The organism is Pedobacter alpinus (genome assembly GCF_042684645.1).
GTDB lineage: Bacteria > Bacteroidota > Bacteroidia > Sphingobacteriales > Sphingobacteriaceae > Pseudopedobacter > Pseudopedobacter alpinus.
Genome location: NZ_JBHULV010000046.1, coordinates 65,614 through 89,135, shown reverse-complemented (window position 1 = coordinate 89,135; position 23,522 = coordinate 65,614). Strand labels below are relative to the sequence as shown.

General features: G+C 32.3%; 23 protein-coding genes and 1 other RNA gene. 10 read left to right on the top strand and 14 right to left on the bottom strand.

The features are described from left to right. The first annotated feature begins 21 nt into the window (after positions 1-21). On the top strand, positions 22-2,478 hold the full coding sequence (locus ACFSSE_RS13440; protein ID WP_379040351.1) for a helix-turn-helix domain-containing protein: 2,457 nt from the start codon (positions 22-24) through the stop codon (positions 2,476-2,478). A gap of 53 nt (positions 2,479-2,531) precedes the next feature. Here the strand turns inward: ACFSSE_RS13440 and ACFSSE_RS13435 are convergent, their stop codons facing one another. Continuing rightward, a complete protein-coding gene (locus tag ACFSSE_RS13435; protein WP_379040352.1) occupies positions 2,532-3,512 on the bottom strand; it encodes an acyl-ACP desaturase in 981 nt (326 codons plus the stop codon). 95 nt (positions 3,513-3,607) lie between these two features. On the opposite strand from ACFSSE_RS13435, the gene ACFSSE_RS13430 reads away from it, so the two are divergent. From ACFSSE_RS13430 to ACFSSE_RS13390, 9 genes are all read left to right on the top strand, one after another. Further along, positions 3,608-4,039: a hypothetical protein gene (locus ACFSSE_RS13430; protein ID WP_379040354.1), complete on the top strand. Its 432-nt coding sequence runs from the start codon at positions 3,608-3,610 to the stop codon at positions 4,037-4,039. A gap of 42 nt (positions 4,040-4,081) precedes the next feature. Then, a complete protein-coding gene (locus ACFSSE_RS13425; protein ID WP_379040355.1) occupies positions 4,082-4,831 on the top strand; it encodes an MbnP family protein in 750 nt (249 codons plus the stop codon). An 85-nt stretch (positions 4,832-4,916) separates the two neighbouring features. Further along, on the top strand, positions 4,917-5,930 hold the full coding sequence (locus ACFSSE_RS13420; RefSeq protein WP_379040356.1) for a cytochrome-c peroxidase: 1,014 nt from the start codon (positions 4,917-4,919) through the stop codon (positions 5,928-5,930). Continuing rightward, positions 5,920-6,891, top strand: coding sequence for a hypothetical protein (locus ACFSSE_RS13415; RefSeq protein ID WP_379040357.1), 972 nt, complete (start codon positions 5,920-5,922; stop codon positions 6,889-6,891). The genes ACFSSE_RS13420 and ACFSSE_RS13415 overlap by 11 nt, the downstream gene beginning before the upstream one ends. Then, a complete protein-coding gene (locus ACFSSE_RS13410; protein WP_379040358.1) occupies positions 6,878-7,324 on the top strand; it encodes a hypothetical protein in 447 nt (148 codons plus the stop codon). Before ACFSSE_RS13415 ends, ACFSSE_RS13410 begins: the two co-directional genes overlap by 14 nt. Continuing rightward, positions 7,325-7,969: an SCO family protein gene (locus ACFSSE_RS13405; protein ID WP_379040359.1), complete on the top strand. Its 645-nt coding sequence runs from the start codon at positions 7,325-7,327 to the stop codon at positions 7,967-7,969. Further along, complete coding sequence (locus tag ACFSSE_RS13400; RefSeq protein WP_379040360.1) at positions 7,966-8,391, top strand: c-type cytochrome; 426 nt, start codon at positions 7,966-7,968, stop codon at positions 8,389-8,391. The genes ACFSSE_RS13405 and ACFSSE_RS13400 overlap by 4 nt, the downstream gene beginning before the upstream one ends. Before the next feature lie 18 nt (positions 8,392-8,409). Further along, positions 8,410-8,803, top strand: an RNA gene (rnpB, locus tag ACFSSE_RS13395) — RNase P RNA component class A. Between the two features lie 104 nt (positions 8,804-8,907). Next, positions 8,908-10,308, top strand: coding sequence for a sigma-54-dependent transcriptional regulator (locus ACFSSE_RS13390; RefSeq protein WP_379040361.1), 1,401 nt, complete (start codon positions 8,908-8,910; stop codon positions 10,306-10,308). Between the two features lie 101 nt (positions 10,309-10,409). On the opposite strand, the gene ACFSSE_RS13385 is transcribed toward ACFSSE_RS13390, so the two are convergent. The 13 genes from ACFSSE_RS13385 to ACFSSE_RS13325 all read right to left on the bottom strand — a co-directional run bounded on the left by ACFSSE_RS13385 (position 10,410) and on the right by ACFSSE_RS13325 (position 23,481). Continuing rightward, positions 10,410-11,144, bottom strand: a complete 735-nt coding sequence (locus tag ACFSSE_RS13385; protein WP_449304953.1) for a cation transporter — start codon at positions 11,142-11,144, stop codon at positions 10,410-10,412. A gap of 101 nt (positions 11,145-11,245) precedes the next feature. Next, complete coding sequence (locus ACFSSE_RS13380) at positions 11,246-12,559, bottom strand: MFS transporter (protein WP_379040364.1); 1,314 nt, start codon at positions 12,557-12,559, stop codon at positions 11,246-11,248. 97 nt (positions 12,560-12,656) lie between these two features. Next, positions 12,657-14,690 (bottom strand): S9 family peptidase, encoded by a 2,034-nt coding sequence (locus ACFSSE_RS13375; RefSeq protein ID WP_379040365.1) that lies wholly within the window; start codon positions 14,688-14,690, stop codon positions 12,657-12,659. A 90-nt stretch (positions 14,691-14,780) separates the two neighbouring features. Beyond that, a complete protein-coding gene (locus tag ACFSSE_RS13370; RefSeq protein ID WP_379040366.1) occupies positions 14,781-15,545 on the bottom strand; it encodes a LuxR C-terminal-related transcriptional regulator in 765 nt (254 codons plus the stop codon). 146 nt (positions 15,546-15,691) lie between these two features. Continuing rightward, positions 15,692-16,735 (bottom strand): glycoside hydrolase family 113, encoded by a 1,044-nt coding sequence (locus ACFSSE_RS13365; RefSeq protein ID WP_379040367.1) that lies wholly within the window; start codon positions 16,733-16,735, stop codon positions 15,692-15,694. Between the two features lie 20 nt (positions 16,736-16,755). Continuing rightward, the gene (locus ACFSSE_RS13360) at positions 16,756-17,514 is read right to left on the bottom strand and encodes a polyprenol monophosphomannose synthase (protein ID WP_379040368.1); all 759 of its coding nucleotides are present in this window, start codon (positions 17,512-17,514) and stop codon (positions 16,756-16,758) included. A 182-nt stretch (positions 17,515-17,696) separates the two neighbouring features. Next, positions 17,697-19,037 carry a peptide MFS transporter gene (locus ACFSSE_RS13355; RefSeq protein ID WP_379040369.1) on the bottom strand — a complete coding sequence of 447 codons (1,341 nt, stop codon included), beginning with the start codon at positions 19,035-19,037 and terminating at the stop codon, positions 17,697-17,699. 133 nt (positions 19,038-19,170) lie between these two features. Then, entirely contained in the window at positions 19,171-20,079 is a 909-nt protein-coding gene (locus tag ACFSSE_RS13350) for a hypothetical protein (protein WP_379040370.1), read from the bottom strand. A gap of 8 nt (positions 20,080-20,087) precedes the next feature. Then, positions 20,088-21,266 carry an acetyl-CoA C-acyltransferase gene (locus ACFSSE_RS13345; protein ID WP_379040371.1) on the bottom strand — a complete coding sequence of 393 codons (1,179 nt, stop codon included), beginning with the start codon at positions 21,264-21,266 and terminating at the stop codon, positions 20,088-20,090. 450 nt (positions 21,267-21,716) lie between these two features. Then, the gene (locus tag ACFSSE_RS13340) at positions 21,717-22,013 is read right to left on the bottom strand and encodes a HepT-like ribonuclease domain-containing protein (protein ID WP_379040373.1); all 297 of its coding nucleotides are present in this window, start codon (positions 22,011-22,013) and stop codon (positions 21,717-21,719) included. Continuing rightward, positions 22,003-22,305, bottom strand: a complete 303-nt coding sequence (locus ACFSSE_RS13335) for a nucleotidyltransferase family protein (RefSeq protein ID WP_379040374.1) — start codon at positions 22,303-22,305, stop codon at positions 22,003-22,005. The genes ACFSSE_RS13340 and ACFSSE_RS13335 overlap by 11 nt, the downstream gene beginning before the upstream one ends. A gap of 78 nt (positions 22,306-22,383) precedes the next feature. Further along, positions 22,384-22,512: a hypothetical protein gene (locus ACFSSE_RS13330; protein WP_379040376.1), complete on the bottom strand. Its 129-nt coding sequence runs from the start codon at positions 22,510-22,512 to the stop codon at positions 22,384-22,386. Between the two features lie 36 nt (positions 22,513-22,548). Beyond that, positions 22,549-23,481, bottom strand: coding sequence for a hypothetical protein (locus ACFSSE_RS13325; RefSeq protein ID WP_379040377.1), 933 nt, complete (start codon positions 23,479-23,481; stop codon positions 22,549-22,551). Between the last annotated feature and the right edge of the window lie 41 nt (positions 23,482-23,522).

Here is a 23,522-nt window from a genome sequence, read left to right as displayed (position 1 = left end):
CCATCTATCAATATTTAGAAAATGTTAAGCAAAAACCCGCAATTAGAATTAGCTTCAGAATTTGTACAAAATACAGATAGAAACATCTTTTTAACGGGAAAAGCAGGAACAGGGAAAACCACATTTTTACATCAATTAAAAAAAACCTGCCCAAAAAGAATGGTAGTTGTTGCACCAACTGGCGTAGCTGCAATTAATGCTGGCGGTAGTACCATTCATTCCTTTTTTCAATTACCATTTGGTCCTTTTGTACCAGGTCAGTCAGAAAAGAACAATCAAAATCGCAAAATGAACCGCGATAAAATAAACCTGATTAAGAGCTTAGATTTATTAGTGATTGATGAAATTAGTATGGTTAGGGCTGATACTTTAGACAGTATTGATGAAGTTTTACGCCGATACAGAGACCGTACTAAACCTTTTGGTGGTGTGCAACTATTAATGATTGGCGATTTGCACCAACTTTCGCCAGTGGTAAAAGACGATGAGTGGGCTTTGCTAAAAGATTTTTACAGCAACATTTATTTTTTTAACAGCAATGCTTTAAAACAAACTTTTCCAATAAATATTGAGCTAAAACACATCTACCGCCAATCTGACGATTTTTTTATTGGAATATTAAACGCAGTGAGGGAAAATAAAATTGATGCTGAAACTTTAGCAAAGTTAAATTCAAGATACATCCCAAACTTTAATCCTCATGAAGATGAAGGTTATATTACTTTAAGTTCTCACAACTATTCGGCAAATCAAATTAATGAGGTTAAATTAGAAAAGCTAAAAAGTAAAGCTTATAAATTTACAGCTGATGTTAATGGAGATTTCCCCGAGTTTTCTTACCCTAACGCTTTTGAATTAACATTTAAAGTTGGTGCTCAAGTAATGTTTGTTAAAAATGATGTATCAAGAGAAAAACTTTATTTCAACGGAAAAATAGGGACGATAACAAAAATTAAGGAAGAAACAATTTTTGTAAAATGCCCCGGAGATTACCAAGAATTGGTAGTTAATAAAACAGAATGGCAAAACTTTAAGTATGAACTTAATACTTCAACCAAAGAAATTGAAGAAAATATAATTGGTACTTTTTCTCAGTTCCCTTTAAAATTAGCTTGGGCAATAACCATACATAAAAGTCAAGGTTTAACCTTTGAAAAAGCTATTATTGATGCAAACGCAGCTTTTGCTCATGGACAAGTTTATGTGGCTTTAAGCCGATGCAAAACTTTTGAAGGTTTGGTATTGCACTCCCCTATTAGTTTCAATAGTGTAAAAACCGACGGTACAGTTGCAAATTACACCAGAAATGCAGAAGAAAATGCACCAGATAAAAATCATCTTACGCAGTCTAAAATTGTATTTCAACAAAATTTATTGTACGATTTATTTGATTTTAAAACCTTAAAAGGAGCATTATTTTTAATAAAAAAACATGCAGAAGAAAACCATCAAACCATTAATGATGGCTTTTTAGATGATATTAATAAAATTAGAGAATTAGGCGATACAAAAATATATGATGTTGCTGAAAAGTTTAAACGTCAAATTCATGCTCAATTGCAAAACAATGTGTTACCAGAAGAAAATGACGATCTACAAGAACGTATAAAAAAGGGTTGTAACTATTTTTCGGAGCAATTAGAAACCATAAGCCAAGCCTATAAAGAACTTACTTTTGATGCTGATAACAAATCGGTTAAGAAACAAATTGAAGAAGACTTAGAAAACTTAAATAAGGAAATATTTATTAAACAAAGCGCTTTAAAATTATGTAGCGATGGATTTAAAACATTATCGTATTTAAAAACTAAAGCTAATGCCGAAATTGATTTTAATAATACGAAAAAAGCAGAGGCAAACATAACACCTAAACAAAGAGTAACAGTGGCGCCAGCTGGAGTAAAAAATGGTTCTCTTTTTCAGGTTATTAAAAAGTGGAGAGATGAGCTAGCAAGTGATAATGGCGTACCAGTTTACCAAATTTTACCACAAAAAGTATTAACAGATTTGGCTAACAAACTGCCATCTAACTTTGAAGAATTAGAAAGTATTAAAGGCATTGGTAAAATAAAAGTAAAACAATACGGTAACGAAATATTGACCATGATTGCTGATTATTGCCAAAGCAACGATATTAAGCAAGCCCCATTACAAAGTTTACTGAGTGCAGATGTAAGCAACAAAACAGATACAAAAAGAGTAAGTTTAAATTTGTTTAAAGAAGGTAAAACAGTAGCAGAAATAGCAATACAGAGAGGTTTTGTAGCTTCAACAATTGAAACTCACTTAACGCATTACATAGAAAGTGGAGAGATTTCTATTTTTGATTTTATGGATAAAACAAAAATAGATTTAATTACAGATTATATTGCTGAGCATAACCCAAACGCTATCAACCAAACAAAAGAAGCTTTAGGAAACGAAATATCTTACGGAGAAATTAGGGCTGTAATGAAGCATCTACAAATGCAGGAATAAAAAAAGGCTCGATTTTATTCAAATCGAGCCTTTTTTGCATAGTTGGATTTTAATTATAAAATCCAGCTAAATTTATATTCCATATTTGGAGTTTTAATTCTATCAGCAATTCTTAAAAGTCTGTTTGGTAAAGCAACTACATAATCTCTTGCTTTTTCTCCAGCTTCGTTCAAATCTTTCATGCTTTCCACATTCCAATCCTCAATTAAGTTTTTCAAAATGTCAACATAATCTACCGCAGTGTAAACACCTAAACGTTGTGCTGCATCAGTAAAATGCCCAAAAGTGTGCCCAATATTAGTACCAAACTCTCTTAAAAAATGCGCTGGCATTACAATTTTTTTGCGCATCATATCTTCAAAAGCTATCATTACTTCACTAGCATCAACTTCAAAAGCTTTGCTTATAAAAGCTTTATATGCTTTAGCATGACGAGCCTCGTCTGCAGCAATCACACCGCACATTTTAGAAAGTTGTTTATCGCCCGCATTTTTAGCTAACATGGCAACTCTTCTGTGCGAAACGTTTGTAGCAATTTCTTGAAAAGAAGTATAAATAAAGTTACGATAAGGATCATGACCTGTACCAATATCAAAACCATCTTGAATTAAGTATTGAGTAGATGCTTCCATCGCTCTCATATTCACTCTTCCGCTTAAATAAAGGTATTTATTTAATAAATCACCATGTCTGTTTTCTTCGGCTGTCCAAGCTCTTACCCACTTCATCCATCCACCTTGTTCGTTTCTTGATATATCATCAACCATAGTTAACCATGATTCATAGGTTGGTAAAGCTTCTTCGGTAATAGTATCTCCTACTAAAACGGCCATCAAATCATAAGACAGCTCTTTAGCGTTTCCTTGTAAATCTTTTACTTCATCAAAAAAAGTATCTTTGCTAGAGTCAGGTAAAAAATCGGCTGGTTGCCACATTTCTTCAACTGGCTTTAAATAATCTGCCATTTCATTCACCATAAACGGTTCTAAATAGCTTAGTACTTCTTTTCTCGATCCAATTGGTAATTCTATCATAAAAATATTTGAGAAACAAAGATAATGATATGCACAAACAATAACGAGTATTGCCACATAATCTTTACCGGTAAATGTAAAAAAAAATTAGTCACTTGTTAATTATAAAACAAACCAATACTTTTGCGGGTGATATGTTAAAACGCTTTATTTGCATATTCTTGGTTATTTTAATGGGCATTTCAACCTTTACTAGGTTGTTTTATTTTGCTGGCTACGAAATAAATAAAGATTATATAGCTAAGGTGCTTTGTATCAATAAAAACGTACCTGAGCTAAATTGTAACGGTAAATGTTTTTTATCAAAAAAAATTGCCGAGGCAGAAAAAAAAGAACAATCTGCTGAACGAAATACTCAAAAAGACATTACACAGCAGGTTATGCTGATTTCGACCTTTAATTTCTTATTTAAAGATACACAAACAACTATTCTACAAAAAGAATACCTTAACAATTATTCCCTTTTAAATTACTCTTCATTTTTTCAGCCTCCGCGTTTTTTAAGCAATATTTATTCTATTGGCTAATTAATTAGCTATCAATTTATTGTAAAAAAAAACAAAATATAAATGAAAAAACTATTTATAATGGCTTTTTTAGCCATTGCTATGGTGTCTTGTAAAAAAGAAGATACTGCAATTGTTGGAACCGGAACTTTAGATTTCGATTTTGAAAACGTAGTTAATAACGCTCCTCTGGTATTAGGAAATCAATCTTACACCAATGCACAAAACGAAAGCTTTACAGTGAGCACTTTTAAATATTACGTATCAAATATTGAATTAACTCATACTAACGGCACTATTTATAAAGCCCCAGAAAATTATTTTTTAATAGACCAATCTCAAAGCGAAACCTTTGCTCAACAATTAACAAATATACCTGCCGGTGATTATCATAAAATCTCTTTCACCATTGGTGTAGATTCTGCCCGTAATTTCGCTGGTGCACAAACGGGGGTTTTAGCTCCTGAGAAAGGAATGTTTTGGACATGGAATTCTGGCTATATTTTTTTAAAGATGGAAGGTACTGCTGATGCTTCTACTAAATCTACTAAGGCTTTGGCATTTCATATTGGTGGCGCTACTGCAACAACAAATGCAATCCGTAAAGTTTCTTTTAATATTCAAAATACGTTAAGAGTGCGTACTACATCAGCACCAGAATTGCATTTTAAGGTCAATGTTGCAGCAATGTTTACCGGAACCGAAGAAATATCTTTTGCACAATACAATACGATACATGGCGGTGCAAATGCACTAAAAATTGCAAATAACTACGCTCAAAGTATGTTTAGTTTAGACCATGTGCACAATTAAACATTTTTGTATTTAAAGTAAACCATTTATATAAAATAGCTGAAAAAAATATCAGCTATTTTATTCAAATTTTAAAAGATATATCATGAAAAAGGCAAGCATTTTTTCGATTATAGGTATCATCATTTTTATGGTTTCTTGTGCTAAAGACAACGACATCAATAAAATTATTAACGTGGTAATTCCAAACGGTTTTCCAGCTTTAGAGTATGATTTTAAGGATAATCAACCTACTCAAAAAGGGTTCGATTTAGGTAAAAAGTTATTTTACGACCCAGGTATTTCTAAAGACGGTACAGTTTCTTGCGGCACTTGCCACCAACAATTTGCTGGATTTGCAAATTTAGACCATACTACCAGCCACGGAGTTGATAATTGCTTCGGTAAAAGAAACGCCCCGGTAATGTTCAATTTAGTGTGGAGAGATAATTTTTTACATGATGGCGGCATAAAAAACCTAGAATTAGTGCCATTAAATGCAATGGTAGATGAATGTGAAATGGCTAATGATGTAATTACAATACTTAATTATTTAAAATCGAAGCCCGATTATCTAACGGCTTTTAGAAAAGCATTTGATAGTGATGAAATTACGTCGCAAAAAATGTTGAAAGCTTTAGCACAATTTACAGGTTTAATGATTTCTGCGGACAGCAAATATGACAAAGTTAATGCTAAAAAAGAAAGTTTTACCCCACAAGAACAAGCTGGTTATGCTTTGTTTTTGCAAAAATGTGCTAGCTGCCACACAGAACCATTATTTAGCGACAATAGCTTTAGAAACAACGGCTTGGACTTAGTTTATTTTGATAAAGGAAGATCAACCATAACAGATTTAGCTACCGATGATGATAAATTTAAAGTCCCAACTTTAAGAAACATTGAATTAAGCAGTCCTTACATGCATGACGGAAGGTTTAAAACTTTAGAGCAGGTATTAGATCATTATCAAAACAATATTAAAAACAATAAAAATTTAGACCCTGTTTTTTCTAAAAGCTTAGGCCTAAGTAATGATGATAAAAATAATATCATCGTTTTTCTAAAAACATTAACAGATTATACGTTTATTAAAAACCCAATATTCAGTGAAAATTAAACTCGTTATATTATTAACAATCATAACTTCAAGTACTTTTGCTTGCGATATTTGCGGTTGTTTTATGGGAATTACACCTTATGACAACCAAAGCAATTTTGGAGTTTATTACCGTTACCGTTCTTACAATGGGTACACCGGGCAAAAACAACAATTTTTTCCGTCAAATAGTTCTTTTTTACCAACAAAAAATCAAACAACTTTTTCGCAAGGACAACACAATGGCTTAAACAGCGATTATGAGATTTATAGAACCACGGAAGCAAGAGGTAAATATTTTATACAAAAAAGATGGGAAATTAATGCCATTATCCCTTATTTAAACAATTCTGAACGTTACAACAATCAAACTAGCACAATTTCTGGTTTGGGGGATATTAATGTTTATTCTGGCTATCATTTAATCAGAAAATTAGACCGAAAAATAAATCAACGTTTAATTACTGGTTTAGGAATTAAAATGCCAACGGCAAACCATACCATAAAAAGTGACGCAGGTATTACTTATTCTACGCCTTTTCAGCCTGGCACTGGCAGCACAGATGCTTTTATTTATGCCAATTACATATTAGGTTATAAAACTTGGGGGTTTAGCATCAATTCGTCTTACAAAATTAACGGAGAAAATAAGGAACAAGAGTCTATAGCAAATAGCACCACTAATTTTTTAAGTGTTTTCAAAAAAATTGAAATTAATAAAAATGTTAAAATTATACCTTCTTTACAAGCTGCTTATGAATATTCTAAAGGAGAAATGTATAAAGGAAATTTAACTGGAGAGCATGAAACAAATAATTTACTTACTGGTGTTGGATTAGATATATTTGTAAAAAACATAGCATTTAATACAAGCTTGCAAACCAATACATGGTCTGCAGTAACAGATCATCCGCGTAGCAGCGGGCGTTTAGTTTTAGGAATTACTTACAATATTAATCAACTTTACTATGCAATTAAATAAATTATATACTGCATTATTAGCAGTAACGTTACTATTTAGTACTTCTTGTAATAATGAAAAAGAAGAGCAAAAAGAAATGCAACACAAAGTAATGCATACCCATGATGAATTAATGAGCCAAATGGGCTTATTAATGGAAAACAAAAACAAAATAAAGGTTGTTTTATTAAAGTTAGATAGTCTAAAAAACACTAACCCAGATACAGATACAACGCTTGTTAAAAACAATTTAATGGCTGCAACTAAAGAATTAGAAAAAGCAGACGAAGACATGATGGATTGGATGCATGGCTTTAATCCAGATTATACTGGCAAAAAACACGAAGAAGTAATGGAATACTTAAAAGAGCAGGAAATTAAGATTCTTGTTGTTGAAAAAACCTTTAAAAACGTTTTAATAAAATCAGATTCTTTAATTAATAAATACAAATAAATGAAAAGATTATTCTTAGTTATATTTTCTATATCAATCATCTCTGCTTGTTCGCAATCAGAAAAAAAACTACCAATTTTAGGTGAAAGAGAGGCCGTAGAAAAAATAGTTGATGGAAAAACAGTGGTTGATACAGTTTATAAAACAATTCCGGATTTTAGTTTTTTAAACCAAGATAGCATTGTTATTAATAGCGATTCTTTAACTAACAGTATTTACATAGCTGATTTCTTTTTTACCTCCTGCCCTTCTATTTGCCCAATTATGAGTAAAAATATGCTTTCAATTTATAATAAGTATAAAGGAAATAATGAGGTTAGGTTTTTATCTTACAGCATTGACCCTAAACATGATACTATACCAGTTTTGAAAAAATACGCTACAAAATTAGGCGTTGAAGGCTCGCAATGGAGTTTTTTATTGGGTGATAGGGATACAGTTTATAACTTAGCAAGAAACGGATACATGTCTTACACTAAAGAAAATGCTGACGCTCCTGGAGGTGTAGAACATTCTGGTTACTTTATTTTAGTTGATAAAGAAAAAAGGATTAGAGGTGCTTATGATGGTACAGATAAAACTCAGGTAGAAACATTAACTAATGATATTGATATTCTTTTAGCCGAGTATAAAACCAATAAATGAGAAAAGCTTTTTTAATACTCACTTTCAGTTGTTTTGTTTTAGCCATATTTTTAACTGCTTGTGTTAATGAGGATAGTATTAAATATCAGCGTTATTATGCAGATGGCTCTCAACTTTACAAAACACATTGTGCAAACTGCCACATGGATGATGGCAAAGGCTTAGCGGCGCTAATACCACCATTAACAGACACTACCTATTTGATTAAAAATAGAGAAAAGTTGGTTTGTTTTATTGTTTATGGAATGAAAGATAGTATTGTTATTAATGGCATAGATTACCAAGGTGTTATGCCTGCTGAAAAACATTTAGCACCTATTGATTTGGCTAAAACCCTAACCTATATCACTAATTCTTTTGGCAATAAACAAGGTATTTATGATGTAACAGAAGTTGATAAATTTTTAAAAGCGTGTAACTGATAATATTTATACCTTTGTAAGGCAAATGGCTCTATCGCTGTTCTGATTTAATTATTAGGATGGAGGAAAGTCCGGGCAACATAGGGTATCCTGCTTCCTAACGGGAAGGCGTTTTGTAATAGAACGACAGAAAGTGCTACAGAAAATATACCGCTACGTTTAGGCGAAGTAAGGGTGAAAATGTGAGGTAAGAGCTCACAACTTTGTATGGCGACATGCATCGTGGTAAACCTCAGGAGTTGAAAGATCAAATAAATCTCAAACGTCAGGGCGACTCGTTCTGCTGTGTTAAATCACTATTGAGAAGGGTAGATCGTTAGACTGTAATAGCAATATTATGGCAAGATAAATGATAGAGACATTCCGAATTGTTATGGGATGACAGAACCCGGCTTACAAATTTGCATTATTACAAGCATTTTGAAGTCCTGCAGCAATTGCAGGGCTTTTTTTTTGTTTAAAGAATTTTTAATTGTCCAAAATTATATACACTTTTATATTATAGAAAATTATTTTATGGCAAAAATATTAATCATTGACGACGAAAGAGCAATTAGAAACACGTTAAGAGAAATTTTAGAATATGAAGACTATAAAGTTGACGATATAGACAATGGTGGTGATGGATTAGAGATGATGAAAAACATTGGTTACGATTTGGTATTATGTGATATCAAAATGAACAGAATGGATGGTATGGAAGTACTTACAACAGCCCAGGCTTCTCATCCAGATCTTCCTTTCATCATGATATCTGGCCATGGAACTGTAGAAACCGCTGTTGAAGCTTCTAAAAAAGGTGCTTTTGATTTTATTTCTAAACCGCCTGATTTAAACAGACTTTTAATTACCGTAAGAAATGCTTTAGATAGGGGTAGTTTAGTTACAGAAACTAAAGAGCTAAAACAAAAGGTTTCCAAATCTAAAACACGTGAAATCTTGGGAGAATCTCCTGCGATAGCTAAAGTAAAAGATACCATAGAAAAAGTTGCTCCAACTGATGCAAGAGTTTTAATAACTGGCGCAAACGGTAGCGGTAAAGAATTGGTTGCAAGGTGGTTACACGAAAAATCAAACAGAGCTAAATCTCCTTTAATTGAAGTTAACTGTGCTGCTATTCCTTCAGAATTGATAGAATCAGAATTATTTGGACATGAAAAAGGTTCATTTACATCTGCCATAAAACAACGTATTGGTAAATTTGAACAAGCAAATGGAGGAACCATATTCTTAGATGAAATTGGTGATATGAGTCCATCTGCCCAAGCAAAAGTGTTGAGGGCTTTACAAGAAAATAAAATAACCCGAGTTGGTGGTGAAAAAGAAATTGATGTGAATGTTAGGGTATTGGCCGCAACAAATAAAGATTTATTAAAAGAAATTGAGGCTGGTAATTTCAGGATGGATTTATACCATCGTTTAAACGTGATAAACATCCATGTTTCCCCGTTAATAGAAAGAAAATCTGATATACCATTATTATCTGAAAGCTTTTGTCATGAAATTTGCACCGATTACAACATCCCTGTGAAAAAAATTACAGCTGCTGCACATGAAACTTTAAAGGCTTTACCATGGACTGGAAATATACGTGAGCTTAGAAATGTGATTGAAAGGTTAATTATTTTAAGCGATACTAGTATTACGGAAGACAATGTAAAAGCTTTTGCAAACCCAAGCGGAAGTATTTACCATCCAGAAAATATTTTTGAAAATACAGCAGTGCCAGAAAAAGGTTTTGATTTTGAAGCTTTCCCTAACTTTCAGGATTTTAAAGACCATGCAGAAATGGAATTCATCAAGTTTAAATTAGAGAAAAACAATTGGAATGTATCAAAAACTGCCGAGGATATTGAAATACAAAGAAGTCATTTATACAGTAAAATAGACAAATTTGGATTAAAAAGAGCTGAATAATATTAGTGCAATTTTATCTTAGAGAAATCCTCAAAGTTTTGAATTTTGAGGATTTTTTTTGTTATGAGTGAATTGATTAGGCTATTTGCATCTTAAATACGCTATTTTGATAGCTTTAGAATTTTAAATGCACCTTGCCCTACAATAAAAAACACAATTGTTCCAACAATCAGGTCGGGGTAATTTGAGTTTGTCACATAAACAAGAACACCTGCTATAATTACACCAAAATTTACAATCACATCGTTTGACGTAAAAATCATACTTGCTTGCATGTGTGCTTCCTTGCTTTTGCTTTTTTGTAGTAAATACAAACATAGTCCATTACCAATAAGTGCCAGAAGCGAAATAATAATCATTGGCTGAAATGATGGAATTGTTTCTGCCCCAATAAATCGTCTAATTACTTCAATTAAACCAAAAAGGGCAAGTACAAACTGAAAATATCCAGCAGATTTTGCTATTTTCTTTTTTCGAGTCAACGTTCCTCCTACTGCAAAAAGTGCAAGCGCATAAACAAGACTATCAGCAAACATATCAAAGCTATCAGCAACAAGTCCCATCGAGTTTGAAATAAATCCTGTGGTAATTTCAAGCGCAAAAAAGAATAAATTAATAATCAATACCTGCCAAAGTAATTTTTTATCATGGTTTGTATTATCAGTTGATGGTATATAATTATCTACAGAAATGCTGTCAATAATTGAAGTATCAAATTTTAAATTATGAAGTCGTTGTAAAATTTGGTGGTGATTGTTGATATGAAAAACGGTAAGTTGCCTATTAGCAATATCGAAATCCAACGAATTAATATTAGTCAAATCTGCTAAAGTCATCCGTATCATTTGTTCTTCGGATGGACAGTCCATTTTTGATATTTTAAATGTAGTTTTCTGCATTGCTTTGTTAGGTTATGCCCCCTTATAGTTACAAATAATTAAACCAATACACCCCGCTCCTTCTTTAGTACTAAAAATAAAACCACAAAGCCTATTATAAAAAACACACCTAAACTTAATGCACTATTTCGCATATTCCCCGTTAATTCTTCAATAAAACCAAAACTGAATAATCCAGCAACAATTGCTAATTTTTCTGTAACATCGTAAAAACTAAAGAAAGAAGCTGTTTCTGCAATATTTTCTGGTAAATATTTTGAAAATGTAGAACGAGACAAAGATTGAATGCCACCCATAATTAAGCCAACTACAGCTGCCAAACCATAAAATTGATACTCGTTTTGTATAAAATACGCTGCAATACAAGTTGTAATCCAAATTAAAACAACAAACATAAGTACTTTAATATTACCATAAACTTTAGATAAACGAGACATTAAAAAAGCACCAAAAATAGCCACCAACTGAATAATTAAAATGGTAGCTATTAATTTAGAAGTTCCTAAATTCAAAATTTTCTCGCCAAAGTTAGCTGCAACCAACATAATGGTTTGCACACCCATTGCGTAAAAAAAATAAGCTAACAAAAAGGTTTTCAACACAGGCATTTCTTTTAATTGACCCCAAACTTTCCTTAATTCTTGATAACCATTAGCTACTTTCATTTGTATCTTTTTGTTATAACTAGGGCTGCTTTTTGGCAATACTGTAAAAGGAATATAAGAAAAACCTATCCACCAAATACCAACTAGTAGAAAGGATAAACGGGCCGGAAAAGAAGCGTCTGTTATCCCAAACAAATCTGGCATTAGCACAAAAACAAAACAAATAATTTGCAAAATTACGCTACCTATATAACCGTAAGCAAAACCTTTAGCACTTATTTTATCTTGCTGGTCTGGTGTGGCAATATCTGGTAAATAGGAATTGTTAAACACCATACCACCGCAGTAACCTATGGCTGCAATGGCAAATAAAATTACCCCAAGCTCTAAAGTACTGGCTTTAAAAAAATACAAACCACAACATGCGATAGCACCAATCCACGTAAATATTTTCATAAACAACCGCTTGTTTCCTCTAAAATCGGCAGTTGCTGTTAAAAAAGGAGTGATGATAGCAATGATTAAATAAGCAATAGCTAAAGCATAATTTGATAAAGCTGTGTTTACAAACGTTAGCCCAAAAAAATTAACCTTATCATCTGTTATCACTCCATCAATTTTTGTAGTAGTAATTGCAGTATAGTAAGCTGGGAAAATAGTAGAGGTAATAACGAGGTTATATGCAGAGTTTGACCAATCAAACATTGCCCAAGCTTTAATGATTTTTTTATCGTTTTTGGCGGTCATGGGTTAAATATATTTATCCATATAATGGATACAAATTATAAATAAAAAGGGCCAAGAATATTCTCAGCCCTTAAATATGTATAAATTAATTTACCTTTTAAAGCGTTTCTTTTAACCATTCAAAAAATTCACGTTGCCAAACAATTCCATTTTGTGCAGATAGTACCCAATGGTTTTCTTCTGGCAGGTATAGCAGTTTACTTTTAATTCCTTTTAACTGTGCTGTTTGAAAAGCGGCTAAACCTTGTTCAATCGGCACTCTATAGTCAACCCCACCTTGGATAATCATAATTGGTGTGTTCCAGTTATTCACAAATTCTACTGGGTTAAAATCTTTGTAAGATTTTGAAGCATCTTTTGTCCAATAAGGGCCTCCAATATCTTTGTTAGCAAAAAACAGTTCTTCGGTAGTGCCATACCAACTTCTCAAATCAAAAAGTCCATCATGTGCAATAAAAGTTTTAAACCTATTTTGATGAATGCCAGCCAACATAAAAGCAGAATAACCACCATAACTTGCACCAACGCAACCTAAACGACTTTTATCTACATAAGGTTCTTTAGAAATTTCATCTATTGCAGCTAAATAATCTTTCATTGCTTGTCCGCCCCAATCTCCACTAATTTCTTTATTCCAAGCTACACCGTTTCCTGGCATCCCTCTCCTATTTGGTGCAACAACAATATAGCCTTGTGCTGCCATCAATTGAAAGTTCCATCTTACAGAGTAGAACTGAGACAATGCAGATTGTGGACCACCTTGGCAATATAATAGCGTTGGATATTTTTTGGTTGGGTCAAATCCTGGAGGATAAATAACCCATGTGAGCATATCTTTTCCATCAGTAGTTTTAATAGTTTTAGCTTCAATTTCACTCATAGCCAAACCATCATAAACTTTCTTATTTACATGAGTTAGCGGAGTTAAATCACCTGAATTTAGATTGACTGTAAAAAGCTCTGCGGCATGATTCATATCTGTACGTGAGACCACCATGGTATTTCCGCTTTGCCCTATCATTCCATTAATGTCCCATCTTCCGTTGGTAACCATACGGATGTTTTTTTCTGTATTTTTTGATAAATCTTTTTCTAAATAAATTTCAAACAATTGCTCTGTTCCACTTTTATAAGCTAAAAAATAAATTTTAGTATTATCTGCACTCCAAACAAAACTACTCACAGTTTCATCCCAATTTTTAGTTAAATTGTAACATTGGTTTAGATTATAATCAAAAACCACGATGTCATTTTTATCAGACTCATAGCCATCCTCTGCCATGCTGGTCCAAGCTAGTCTTGAACCTTCATTATTAAAAGCAGGTTGCGTATCATAACCTAACATGCTAGAGGTTAAATTAACAGTATGTTGATTTTCTAATTCATACTTATAAATATCTGTATTGGTACTTTGGGCATAATCTTTACCATATTTCTTTTTAGTAACGTATAAAATTGCTTTACTATCTGGCGCCCAAATAATATCTTCCAAACCTCCAAAAGGTTTTTGCGGACAATCATAAGGTTCATCTTTCATAATGTCAGTTTCATCGCCAATTACACCATTATTGTAAGGAGCATAAAAAACATGAGAAAATTTTCCATCTTCCCAGGTGTCCCAATGTCTATTATTTAAATCTGTATAGATATATGCATTAGCTTTAGGTAAATCTGTGTACTTTTCATTAGCAACATTTTTAACCATGGCTACCTCTTTGGTAAATAATATATGTTTGCCGTTTGGCGATATTCTTACATTTTCTAAGCCTTCTTTGTAATTAGTAATTTGCTTAGCAGATGTACCATCAGTATTCATTTCCCATAACTGACCCTTGTAGCTGTAAGTTATTTTCCCAGTTTTGTAATCAGTTTTTACAACGCTTTCACTTCCAATACCATTTGTAATTTGTTTAGGTGCACCGCCATTTAAAGGAATAGAATATAAATTTCTTTCAGATTTATTGGCTTTTAAATCTGTTTTAGATATCCCGAAAATGACTTCCTTTTTATTTGGACTTAATGTTTCACCACTAACCTTACCCAGTTGCCATAGCGTTTCTGGTGTAAGGCTATTTTGTGCAAATGAACTTGCACTAGCCAATAAAAAGACTATTAATAGTTCTTTTTTCATGTTTTATAATATTAATTTAATATGATTTTAATTTAGGGTTTACACCTAATTTTAACGTAATTTAGATGTAATAAAACTCTTTTTTAAAGCTTAAATCCAGCCATTTTTAATGGCTTTAGAAGAAGCTTCAAACCAATTGCTACTATCCGTCTTTTTTAAAATATTTTTTCTGTGGGTATTAACTGTATGTACAGATATATTTAGTAGATGAGCAATTTTAGCACTTCTATTTCCTTCTGCTACTAACTTCATAATCTCTTTCTCTCTAACAGTAAAAACCTCTTTAACTGGAATAAAAGTGTTTTGATCTAAAGGTACATTATAATAAGATGGCTCACCGTCCATTCCAATAAAAGAAAGTAATGGTTCTCCTTTTAAATTTAAGTGACTAATATCACTATGAAATCCTAAAGATTTAGTAAAATTATTCTCAATATTATATTCTAAAGTAAAGGTTTGATGTAATATGTTTTTGTAATTACCAAAATTATCTAAAACCCTAAAAGTATATTGAAACTTATATTTCGTAAGTTTTTCGGCACTTAAGCTATGGTAAAATGAATGAATTTTGTGCTCAAAAGCAGCAAAAAAAGGTTGATCTTCTGGATGTATTTTGTTTACAAAATCATAAGCATTTATTTCGTTAGGTTGATAACCTAATATTTCGAAAATCTCTTTACTAATAAAATCGAATTCCCCAACACTCAAATTAAATATAAAATAATAGGTTGGCCCAGGCTGAAAAAAGTTGATAAACTTTTTTTGGGGATCTATTTCACTAGCAATTGAAGTTTTAGAAGGTATAGGTGTTAAACTATTCCAAACTTGTTTTGCTTTATAATAAATGTTATTCACAAATAAAAATTAGGGTAGATGTTTAAAAAATTATAAAAGAAAAAATTATCAATTTATAATTAAAAATATATTAAAAAATTACAGATTAATAACCGTCATTTCATCGTTTAACTTGAAAGCTACACAAACAAATTTAACCCTCAATCTTAAAGGTGACTGCTATAAAATTCAGCCATCACTTCTTGCGCTTTTTTGTTTTGCGGTGTCCAATCGTGGTTATTATTGGGGTCCATGCGCCTAAAAGAACTATACCATTTCCATGCAAAACCTCCGGCAAACCATTTTTCTTTCCAAAATGTTTTGTATAAAGCTTCATAAGCGATGGCTTGCGCTTCGTTATTTATAGGTCTTTCTTGATATTCTAATTCCCAAGATCGCCATGCTGGCTGATCCATGCTACGGTAACCGTACTCTGTAAATAATATTGGTTTTTCTTCTTTTTGGCTAAACTTCTGTAGTTTTTCTTTAATTGGTATCCAAGCTTTTTCTAACTCTTTAACGCTTGGTTTTTGTGCTTCCGAAAGTGGAAAATATGCGCTAACACCTACAAAATCTAATGCTTTCCAGAAAGAAACATCTTCATAATCGTCCCAATTTGCACAATAGGTAAGCTTTCCAGAATATATAGCTCTAATATCTTTGGTTAATTTAAGCCAAAAAGCTGGTCGTTTTTTAACAGCGTTCCTGTATTCTGTGCCTATACAAATCATCTCCACATTTTCTTCTGCAGCAAGCTTTGCAAAATACATGATGTACTTTTCATAATCTGCTTCCCAAATTTTCCACTCCTCTTCGGTATTTAAGTCAAAATCGCCAATCCAACCCCCTCTTTGCATCCAAACTTGAGGTTTAATCATCACTTTTAAACCTGCCTCATGCGCTTGTTTTACATTGGTTCTTAAACCTTCAACAGATTCGCCCCAATGTTGCCTTTCGGCAGAATAATTAACTTGAGGTAAATTTGGCCGACTGTAAGCATAAGGAATTAGTGAAGTCCAACCAACATTGATGTTTTTTAAATCATTGGTCCATTGGTTGTCAATTTCCCTTGGTGGCGCAACAAAGTTTACTCCATTAATTTTTGGCTGTTTTATGTAATTAGTACTTGCTTGCTTCCGCTGAGATTCTGCGTTAGTACATGAAAAGAGAAAAATGACAACAGTGAAAAAATATTTTAGTCTAATCATCATTTTTTGCATTGAAGTTTTTCCTAATAATTAATCGATTGATTTTTTTTTGATGGTTTTTGATAATTTCTAAACCAGCTTCTTATTTTTAATTCTATCACACCTAAAAACGCTTCTCTAAAAATTTTAGTGCTCATTTTAGAAGTTCCCTCTGTTCTATCCGTAAAAATAATGGGTACTTCTAGTACATTGAAACCATGTTTAATGGCTGTAAATTTCATTTCAATTTGAAAAGCATAGCCAACAAATTTAATTTTCTCGAAACTGATGGTGTCTAAAACTACCGCTCGGTAGCATTTAAAACCTGCTGTGGCATCTTGTATATTTATCCCGGTAATAAAACGTACATAAACAGATGCAAAGTAAGACATCAACACTCTGCCCATAGGCCAATTTACTACATTTACACCCTTAATATACCTAGAACCTATTGCTAAATCAGCACCGTTTTCACAAGCATTTTTAAGTTTAATTAAATCTTCTGGATTGTGCGAAAAATCGGCATCCATTTCGAAAATATAATTGTATTGATGTGCTAAAGCCCATTTAAAACCATGAATATAAGCTGTACCTAAACCCAGTTTTCCTTTACGCTCTTCAATAAAAAGATGTCCGTTATATTCGCCTTGTAGATTTTTAACAATTTGGGCAGTTCCGTCTGGAGAACCATCATCAATAACTAATATATGAAAACCATGTGCTAAAGAAAAAACCTTATGAATAATCTTTTCAATATTTTCTTTCTCGTTGTAAGTAGGGATGATGATTAAGCTATCGGGCACTTTCTATTGTGTTTTTTATAAAGTAAAGGTAATATTAATAGTGGATTTTGATATACACTAATATGGTTTGTTTTTTGTGATCCTCAAAAACATTTAAACAAATACGCCTCAAATAAAACTTTGAGGCGTATTTTTATTTTCACATCCAATGATGATGGAAATATCAAATAGAATAAGAATCTCTAATGAGCCGCGGTTTTAAAATCTTCGGCTCCGTGTGCCAACCTTTTAAGCGGTTTTAAAAGCAACAATACCAAAGCACCAAAAATGGTACAAAAAATGGCTATTCCTACAAATATCTCCATCTCACCTGCTGTTTGAGAATATTCTCCAACCCAACCCGCTATGTAATTACCCATTCCGGTAGCTGCAAAATAAGCGCCCATCATTAATGATGCATATTTTAGAGGAGCTAATTTGGTTACATAAGACAAAGCTACTGGAGAAGCACAAAGTTCGCCAATGGTATGAAATAAATAAGCTAAAACCAACCAATACATAGCAGAAGAACCATTTTCTTGATATTGCATAGAAGCTGCCGTCATAAATAAAAAACCCCAGCCCATAATTACAATACCAATTGCCATTTTAAAAATTGATGACGATTCTTTACCACTTCTTTTCCTGTTAAACCAAAATGCAGCAACAGCAGAACCTAAAGTAATGATGAAAAATGAATTTACTGATTGAAACCAAGGTGCAGGAACTTCAAAATTAACGAATGAAAGCATTCTGTTTGTTTTTTCACTAGCGTAAAGATTCATTAACCCACCAGCTTGTTCAAAAGCACCCCAAAAAACAATAATCATAATGAAAGATAAAAACATCACAATCATTCTGTCTTTTTCTACTTTAGTTAATGGCTTATTTACTGCCAATCTTTCTGCTTCTGGCAATGCTTTGGTAGCTTCACCAACTCCTACTAAATATTTTTGTCCATATAAAAAAACCACCTGCCCAATTGCCATTCCTATTCCTGCTAAGCCAAAACCATAATGCCAACCGTAATTAATACCTACAGAACCCACAATTACACCCGCCAATAAAGCACCAACGTTTATACCAATGTAAAAAATAGTAAAACCTTTATCACGTCTGTCATCACCTTGAGCATACAAACCACCCACCATTGTAGAAATATTAGGTTTTAAACAACCAACACCAGCAACAATTAACGCAATACCTGTATAAAAAGCCCATTCGGCTTGTATTGCTAAAATACCATGTCCAGCTACTAATAACCAACCGCCTAACATCACAGTTTTCTTTTGACCAAGTAACTTATCTGCCAAAATACCACCTGGTATAGATGCTATATAAACTAAAGCAGTATAAATACCATATAAACTAAGTGCTTCTATCTTTGTCCATCCAAATCCAGGATTTACATCAGTAGTGGAGGCAACAAGAAACAAAACCAACAAAGCCCGCATACCGTAGTAGCTAAATCTCTCCCATAATTCTGTAAAAAATAGGATGTACAAACCTACCGGATGTCCAAAAAGTTCTTTTTGATTGTTCATATATTGTTGTTAGAAATTAATGATTGTTTTTAAAAATAATGTTAAATATCAATTATAAAAATTTTTTCTTGTTTAGAAACAACCACTATTGATATTAATACATTTGTTATGGAATTATTACAAATTATAGAAGTTATTCTTTAATTACTGAATTTGTATTTTGAGCATCAAGAGCGGGATCAATAAAAAACTCATCAGCTTCATCTGGTAGGTTTTTCAATTTCATGTTTTCCTGAAAAATCCATTTACCTTGTTTCAATTTAAAACCATCATAAGATAAATCTGGTGCATATAAATCTGATATTCCTTCAGCTTTTTTAGACGGTGCAACTAAATGGTCAAATACAATTAGATTTTCACTTTTTACGTAACGCAACATCATAGATGCGCTTTTTGTATAATCAAAAATATGCCTACTATTGAAAGTATTTGTTTTCGCACCACTTTCTAAAACTTGTGTACCAAAAACAGGTTTATCATTTACAAATTTTAAGGTTTCAATTACTTTACTATTGGCTAAAGCCGATTTACCTTTCCAACCTAACAATAAATAATAAGGCTCTCTAATACCCGTAACTGGCACAATTTGGTAATAAACCGCCCCCAACCATTTGTTGGTTTGTAAAGTGGTATCGTTTAAGTTAATTAGGTTTTTTAAACTTTGGCTATTGTCTAACAATGGATATAATTCTAACTTATTAGGATTATTTACTTGTATTGCACCAAAATATCGGTAATCTCCGTCATTTGCTTGCGTAAACCACGAAAAAACTTTCAATTTATTATCATCAGATTTTTTAATGGATATAAAATCATGTAATTGATTAAAAGGATAGTAATAAGAGTTTTTTTCCTTTAAAGCGGCTACTAAAGTTTTTATGAAATCGTAATTTGCTTGCGTTCTGTTTATTTCTAAGGTATCTGTTGTGATAATTAAACCTAAATTTTTTAGCGAATCTTCATAAATTGCCAATTTACTTTGACCAAGTAAAAAGCTTGTTTTTAATAAAATTACCGATAAAATAATTATAATTTTTCTCATGTAAAGCATTAACGCATGTTTTCTATTACAATTGCACTGGCTCCACCACCGCCATTGCAAATACCTGCAACGCCTAATTTACCATTATTTTGTTGTAAAGTATTAATTAAAGTAACAATTATACGAGCACCCGATGCACCTAAAGGATGACCAATAGAAACTGCACCACCGTTAACATTTACATTATCGGGGTTTAATTGCATTTCTTTATTGTTGGCTATAGAAACCACAGAAAATGCTTCGTTAATTTCAAATAAATCAATATCTGCAATAGTTAAATCAGCTTTTTTTAAAGCTAATGGAATTGCTTTTGACGGAGCCGTAGTAAACCATTCAGGCTCTTGTTGAGCATCAGCGTAAGCAATAATTTTAGCCAATGGTTTTAAACCCAAAGCCTCTGCTTTTTCTTTACTCATTAATAAAAGTGCAGCTGCACCATCATTTAAAGATGATGCATTTGCTGCGGTAACCGTTCCGTCTTTTTTAAATACAGGTCTTAAACCAGCTATTTTATCAAAAATCACATTTGCAGGTTCTTCATCTGTGTTAATTAGAGAAACATTTCCTTTACGGTCTTTTATTTCTATATCAATAATTTCTTCTTTAAACTTTCCCTCTGCAATGGCAGCTTGTGCTCTTTTGTAAGATGTTATCGCAAAATTATCTTGATCTTCTCTGCTAATATTGCATTCTGCAGCGCATAACTCAGCCGCTGACCCCATGTGATAATCGTTATAAACATCCCACAAACCATCTTTAACTAAGCCGTCTGTTAATTCCCCATTTCCTAATTTGTAACCAGTACGGGCTTTGCTTAAATAATAGGGCACATTGCTCATGCTTTCCATCCCTCCTGCTACCACTACATCTTTATCACCAATGGCTATACTTTGTGCTGCTAACATTACGGCTTTCATACCAGAAGCACACACTTTATTTATTGTGGTATTAGGCACATTTGGTAAACCTGCAAATTTTGCAGCTTGAGTGGCCGGTGCCTGCCCTAAATTTGCTGATAACACATTTCCCATTAGCACTTCTTCAATTTCTTGAGGATTGATTCCTGTTTTGTCTAGCAATGCTTTGATAACAAAACCGCCTAATTGTGTTGCGGTAAATGATGCTAAACTTCCTCCAAAACTACCAATAGGTGTTCTTAAAGCTGCAACTATATATACTTCTCTCATGATATTTTAAATTTACTGGTTAATGCAAAATAGCCAATTAAAAATGGGCATTAAAATATTAGACCTATTATATTGAGAATTTTACTTTAGGATTGGGGTTTGTAAAGTTAAAGCATAGAAATTGATTTGGGCGTTTAAACACGCTTTACACTTTATCTTCATGCCCGAAAAAGGGCATAAAGGATGCCGTTTCAATCGTTAACGCGGAAAGCGTTTCACCGTAATACAAGGGTTTAGCAATGTGTTTTGTGTAGTCTAATTTTGCAAATTAAACCTATAAGGTTTCAAAAACCTTATAGGTTTCTGGTAAATGTGGTAATTTGTACGTCCTAAGCATAAAACAAGAGAGAAAAATATTGCTTTTAATTAGCCAATTGTTAGCCAAGATAAAATAGGATAACAAATAGTGCTAGCAGTTTTGTAAATAGCTATCTACCTCTGCTCTCAATTTTATAAGATCTCTTGATACAATTGCCCAAATAATTTCATCAGAAATATTATCATAAAATGAATAATTCTGTTTCGGGTGCCAATAATACTTTTAGCATTTAGTAATTCAAAATTTGGTTGCTGTTTCAAAATTCTTCCAACAGCTTCACCTATAATCTCTAAATTTCTTTCTACAGCTTTCTTAGTTTTTAAGTCATTTTTATAAGATATAAAATCTCTTTTATCTCCTAAAAAATCAAATATTTCATCAATGCATTGTTCAATATCAGCTAACCAAGCTTTAATCTTAATGTCCATAGATTTTAACTTTTGTTGCATCTAATTCTTGTCTAAAAAAACGATTTTTTACACCACGTTCTTCTATCAGGTCAATCTGTCTTTTTAAAAGATTTTCTAAACTTTTTTTTAAGCTAGAGTATAAATCTGCATACTTAAATGGGTCTGTTTCATCAAAATCAACAACCAAATCAATATCAGACTGCTCATTAAAATCTTTACGTAAAACAGAGCCGAAAGCAAATAAGGATTTCACATGATTACTTTTGCAAATGTTTTGTATCTCTTTTATTTTAAGTTGCTGAATACCCATATTCAAAAATAGTAATTATTATGTTGCTTTACTATTGTAGTAGCGACAATAAATTCCGCAAATATACCTCTGGCGGCATTATAAAAAATCTGAAACGCTCCAACGCCAAAAATCTAATAAACTATACACAGTAGAAACACCATCGTTACTAATGCATTCTGTACCTGTTTTTATAGTAGCTTTAATTTGTTTGAGGTTATTTTCCATTAGTTTGGGTATTTGTAAATATGTTTACCTCAAAATTCAGGATTTATAAGGTTCATATTCTTCATCTAAAACGAATAAACCTCCTTCATGCAGATATTCCCAAGTTGTACTGTTGTCTTGAAATGGTAGGGAGTGCCAATAATTCTCTATATATTCTACTTTTGGCTCTTCAAAATAAGCTTCAACCCATCTATAATCAACCTTAATTATTCTTGCTAAGCCAGCAATATTGACCAATATAACTTTAGGTTTTAATCGTTTTTCAGAGAACATTGATGCTATATTTTCTGAAGAAGCTAAAGTGTCGTCCATTAAGTAAATCGCAGATAATCTGCTTGGCGCCCAATCACAAATCTCTCTTCTTTTATTTTCAAAACTTAGTTCTATTTCACAATTCTTTAAAAGAAGTAATTCTTTTTCATTGTAGCCTTCTTTTTTATCTTTTCTTAATTTTGATGCTTCTATTAAATACCTATATCCTCGTGGTGACATAAATTCAACTGGTTTATCAGACATATCATTTCTTAATTCTTGCATTGACATCAAGTAAACGAACGGTTTATCTATTTTTCTTAAGAATGTAATCATTGAAGGAGTGAAAAAAGCACCTACTTCATTAGCAAACATTTGTGTTACTCCATCAGATAAATCAATACAGTGAATAAATTTTTTGTCGTTTATTATAATGTTTCTTACGTCCAGTATATCATTAGTCTGACAAAATGGAACTCTATTTGGACCATAAGTAAATAAAATATTATTATTTCTTAATTCTGTAAAAATACACTTGGTATCTACTAGGCTTGGTGTTTGGATATATAAAGTATTATAGTCACACACATAATCTCTACATTCATTTGTTTCTTCTATTAAATAATGGTATGGTGAACCCTTTTCCCTGTAAATACTACCTATATTGTCTTTGGCTAGAAGTTTTCCGAGGTCATTAAGTTTATTTTCTTGTTTCATATTTGAAATCCATCAGCTAGATAAGGTTATTTACTTTATTT

What these genes read in the sequence shown, in the direction of transcription:
- ACFSSE_RS13405 (WP_379040359.1), top strand. Translation starts at nt 7,325, where the DNA reads ATGAAAAGATTATTCTTAGTTATATTTTCTATATCAATCATCTCTGCT.
- ACFSSE_RS13335 (WP_379040374.1), bottom strand. Translation starts at nt 22,305, where the DNA reads ATGGGTATTCAGCAACTTAAAATAAAAGAGATACAAAACATTTGCAAA.
- ACFSSE_RS13410 (WP_379040358.1), top strand. Translation starts at nt 6,878, where the DNA reads ATGCAATTAAATAAATTATATACTGCATTATTAGCAGTAACGTTACTA.
- ACFSSE_RS13350 (WP_379040370.1), bottom strand. Translation starts at nt 20,079, where the DNA reads ATGAGAAAAATTATAATTATTTTATCGGTAATTTTATTAAAAACAAGC.
- ACFSSE_RS13340 (WP_379040373.1), bottom strand. Translation starts at nt 22,013, where the DNA reads ATGGACATTAAGATTAAAGCTTGGTTAGCTGATATTGAACAATGCATT.
- ACFSSE_RS13385 (WP_449304953.1), bottom strand. Translation starts at nt 11,144, where the DNA reads ATGACTTTAGCAGATTTGACTAATATTAATTCGTTGGATTTCGATATT.
- ACFSSE_RS13365 (WP_379040367.1), bottom strand. Translation starts at nt 16,735, where the DNA reads ATGATGATTAGACTAAAATATTTTTTCACTGTTGTCATTTTTCTCTTT.
- ACFSSE_RS13330 (WP_379040376.1), bottom strand. Translation starts at nt 22,512, where the DNA reads ATGGAAAATAACCTCAAACAAATTAAAGCTACTATAAAAACAGGTACA.
- ACFSSE_RS13420 (WP_379040356.1), top strand. Translation starts at nt 4,917, where the DNA reads ATGAAAAAGGCAAGCATTTTTTCGATTATAGGTATCATCATTTTTATG.
- ACFSSE_RS13390 (WP_379040361.1), top strand. Translation starts at nt 8,908, where the DNA reads ATGGCAAAAATATTAATCATTGACGACGAAAGAGCAATTAGAAACACG.
- ACFSSE_RS13345 (WP_379040371.1), bottom strand. Translation starts at nt 21,266, where the DNA reads ATGAGAGAAGTATATATAGTTGCAGCTTTAAGAACACCTATTGGTAGT.
- ACFSSE_RS13325 (WP_379040377.1), bottom strand. Translation starts at nt 23,481, where the DNA reads ATGAAACAAGAAAATAAACTTAATGACCTCGGAAAACTTCTAGCCAAA.
- ACFSSE_RS13425 (WP_379040355.1), top strand. Translation starts at nt 4,082, where the DNA reads ATGAAAAAACTATTTATAATGGCTTTTTTAGCCATTGCTATGGTGTCT.
- ACFSSE_RS13375 (WP_379040365.1), bottom strand. Translation starts at nt 14,690, where the DNA reads ATGAAAAAAGAACTATTAATAGTCTTTTTATTGGCTAGTGCAAGTTCA.
- ACFSSE_RS13435 (WP_379040352.1), bottom strand. Translation starts at nt 3,512, where the DNA reads ATGATAGAATTACCAATTGGATCGAGAAAAGAAGTACTAAGCTATTTA.
- ACFSSE_RS13380 (WP_379040364.1), bottom strand. Translation starts at nt 12,559, where the DNA reads ATGACCGCCAAAAACGATAAAAAAATCATTAAAGCTTGGGCAATGTTT.
- ACFSSE_RS13400 (WP_379040360.1), top strand. Translation starts at nt 7,966, where the DNA reads ATGAGAAAAGCTTTTTTAATACTCACTTTCAGTTGTTTTGTTTTAGCC.
- ACFSSE_RS13355 (WP_379040369.1), bottom strand. Translation starts at nt 19,037, where the DNA reads ATGAACAATCAAAAAGAACTTTTTGGACATCCGGTAGGTTTGTACATC.
- ACFSSE_RS13440 (WP_379040351.1), top strand. Translation starts at nt 22, where the DNA reads ATGTTAAGCAAAAACCCGCAATTAGAATTAGCTTCAGAATTTGTACAA.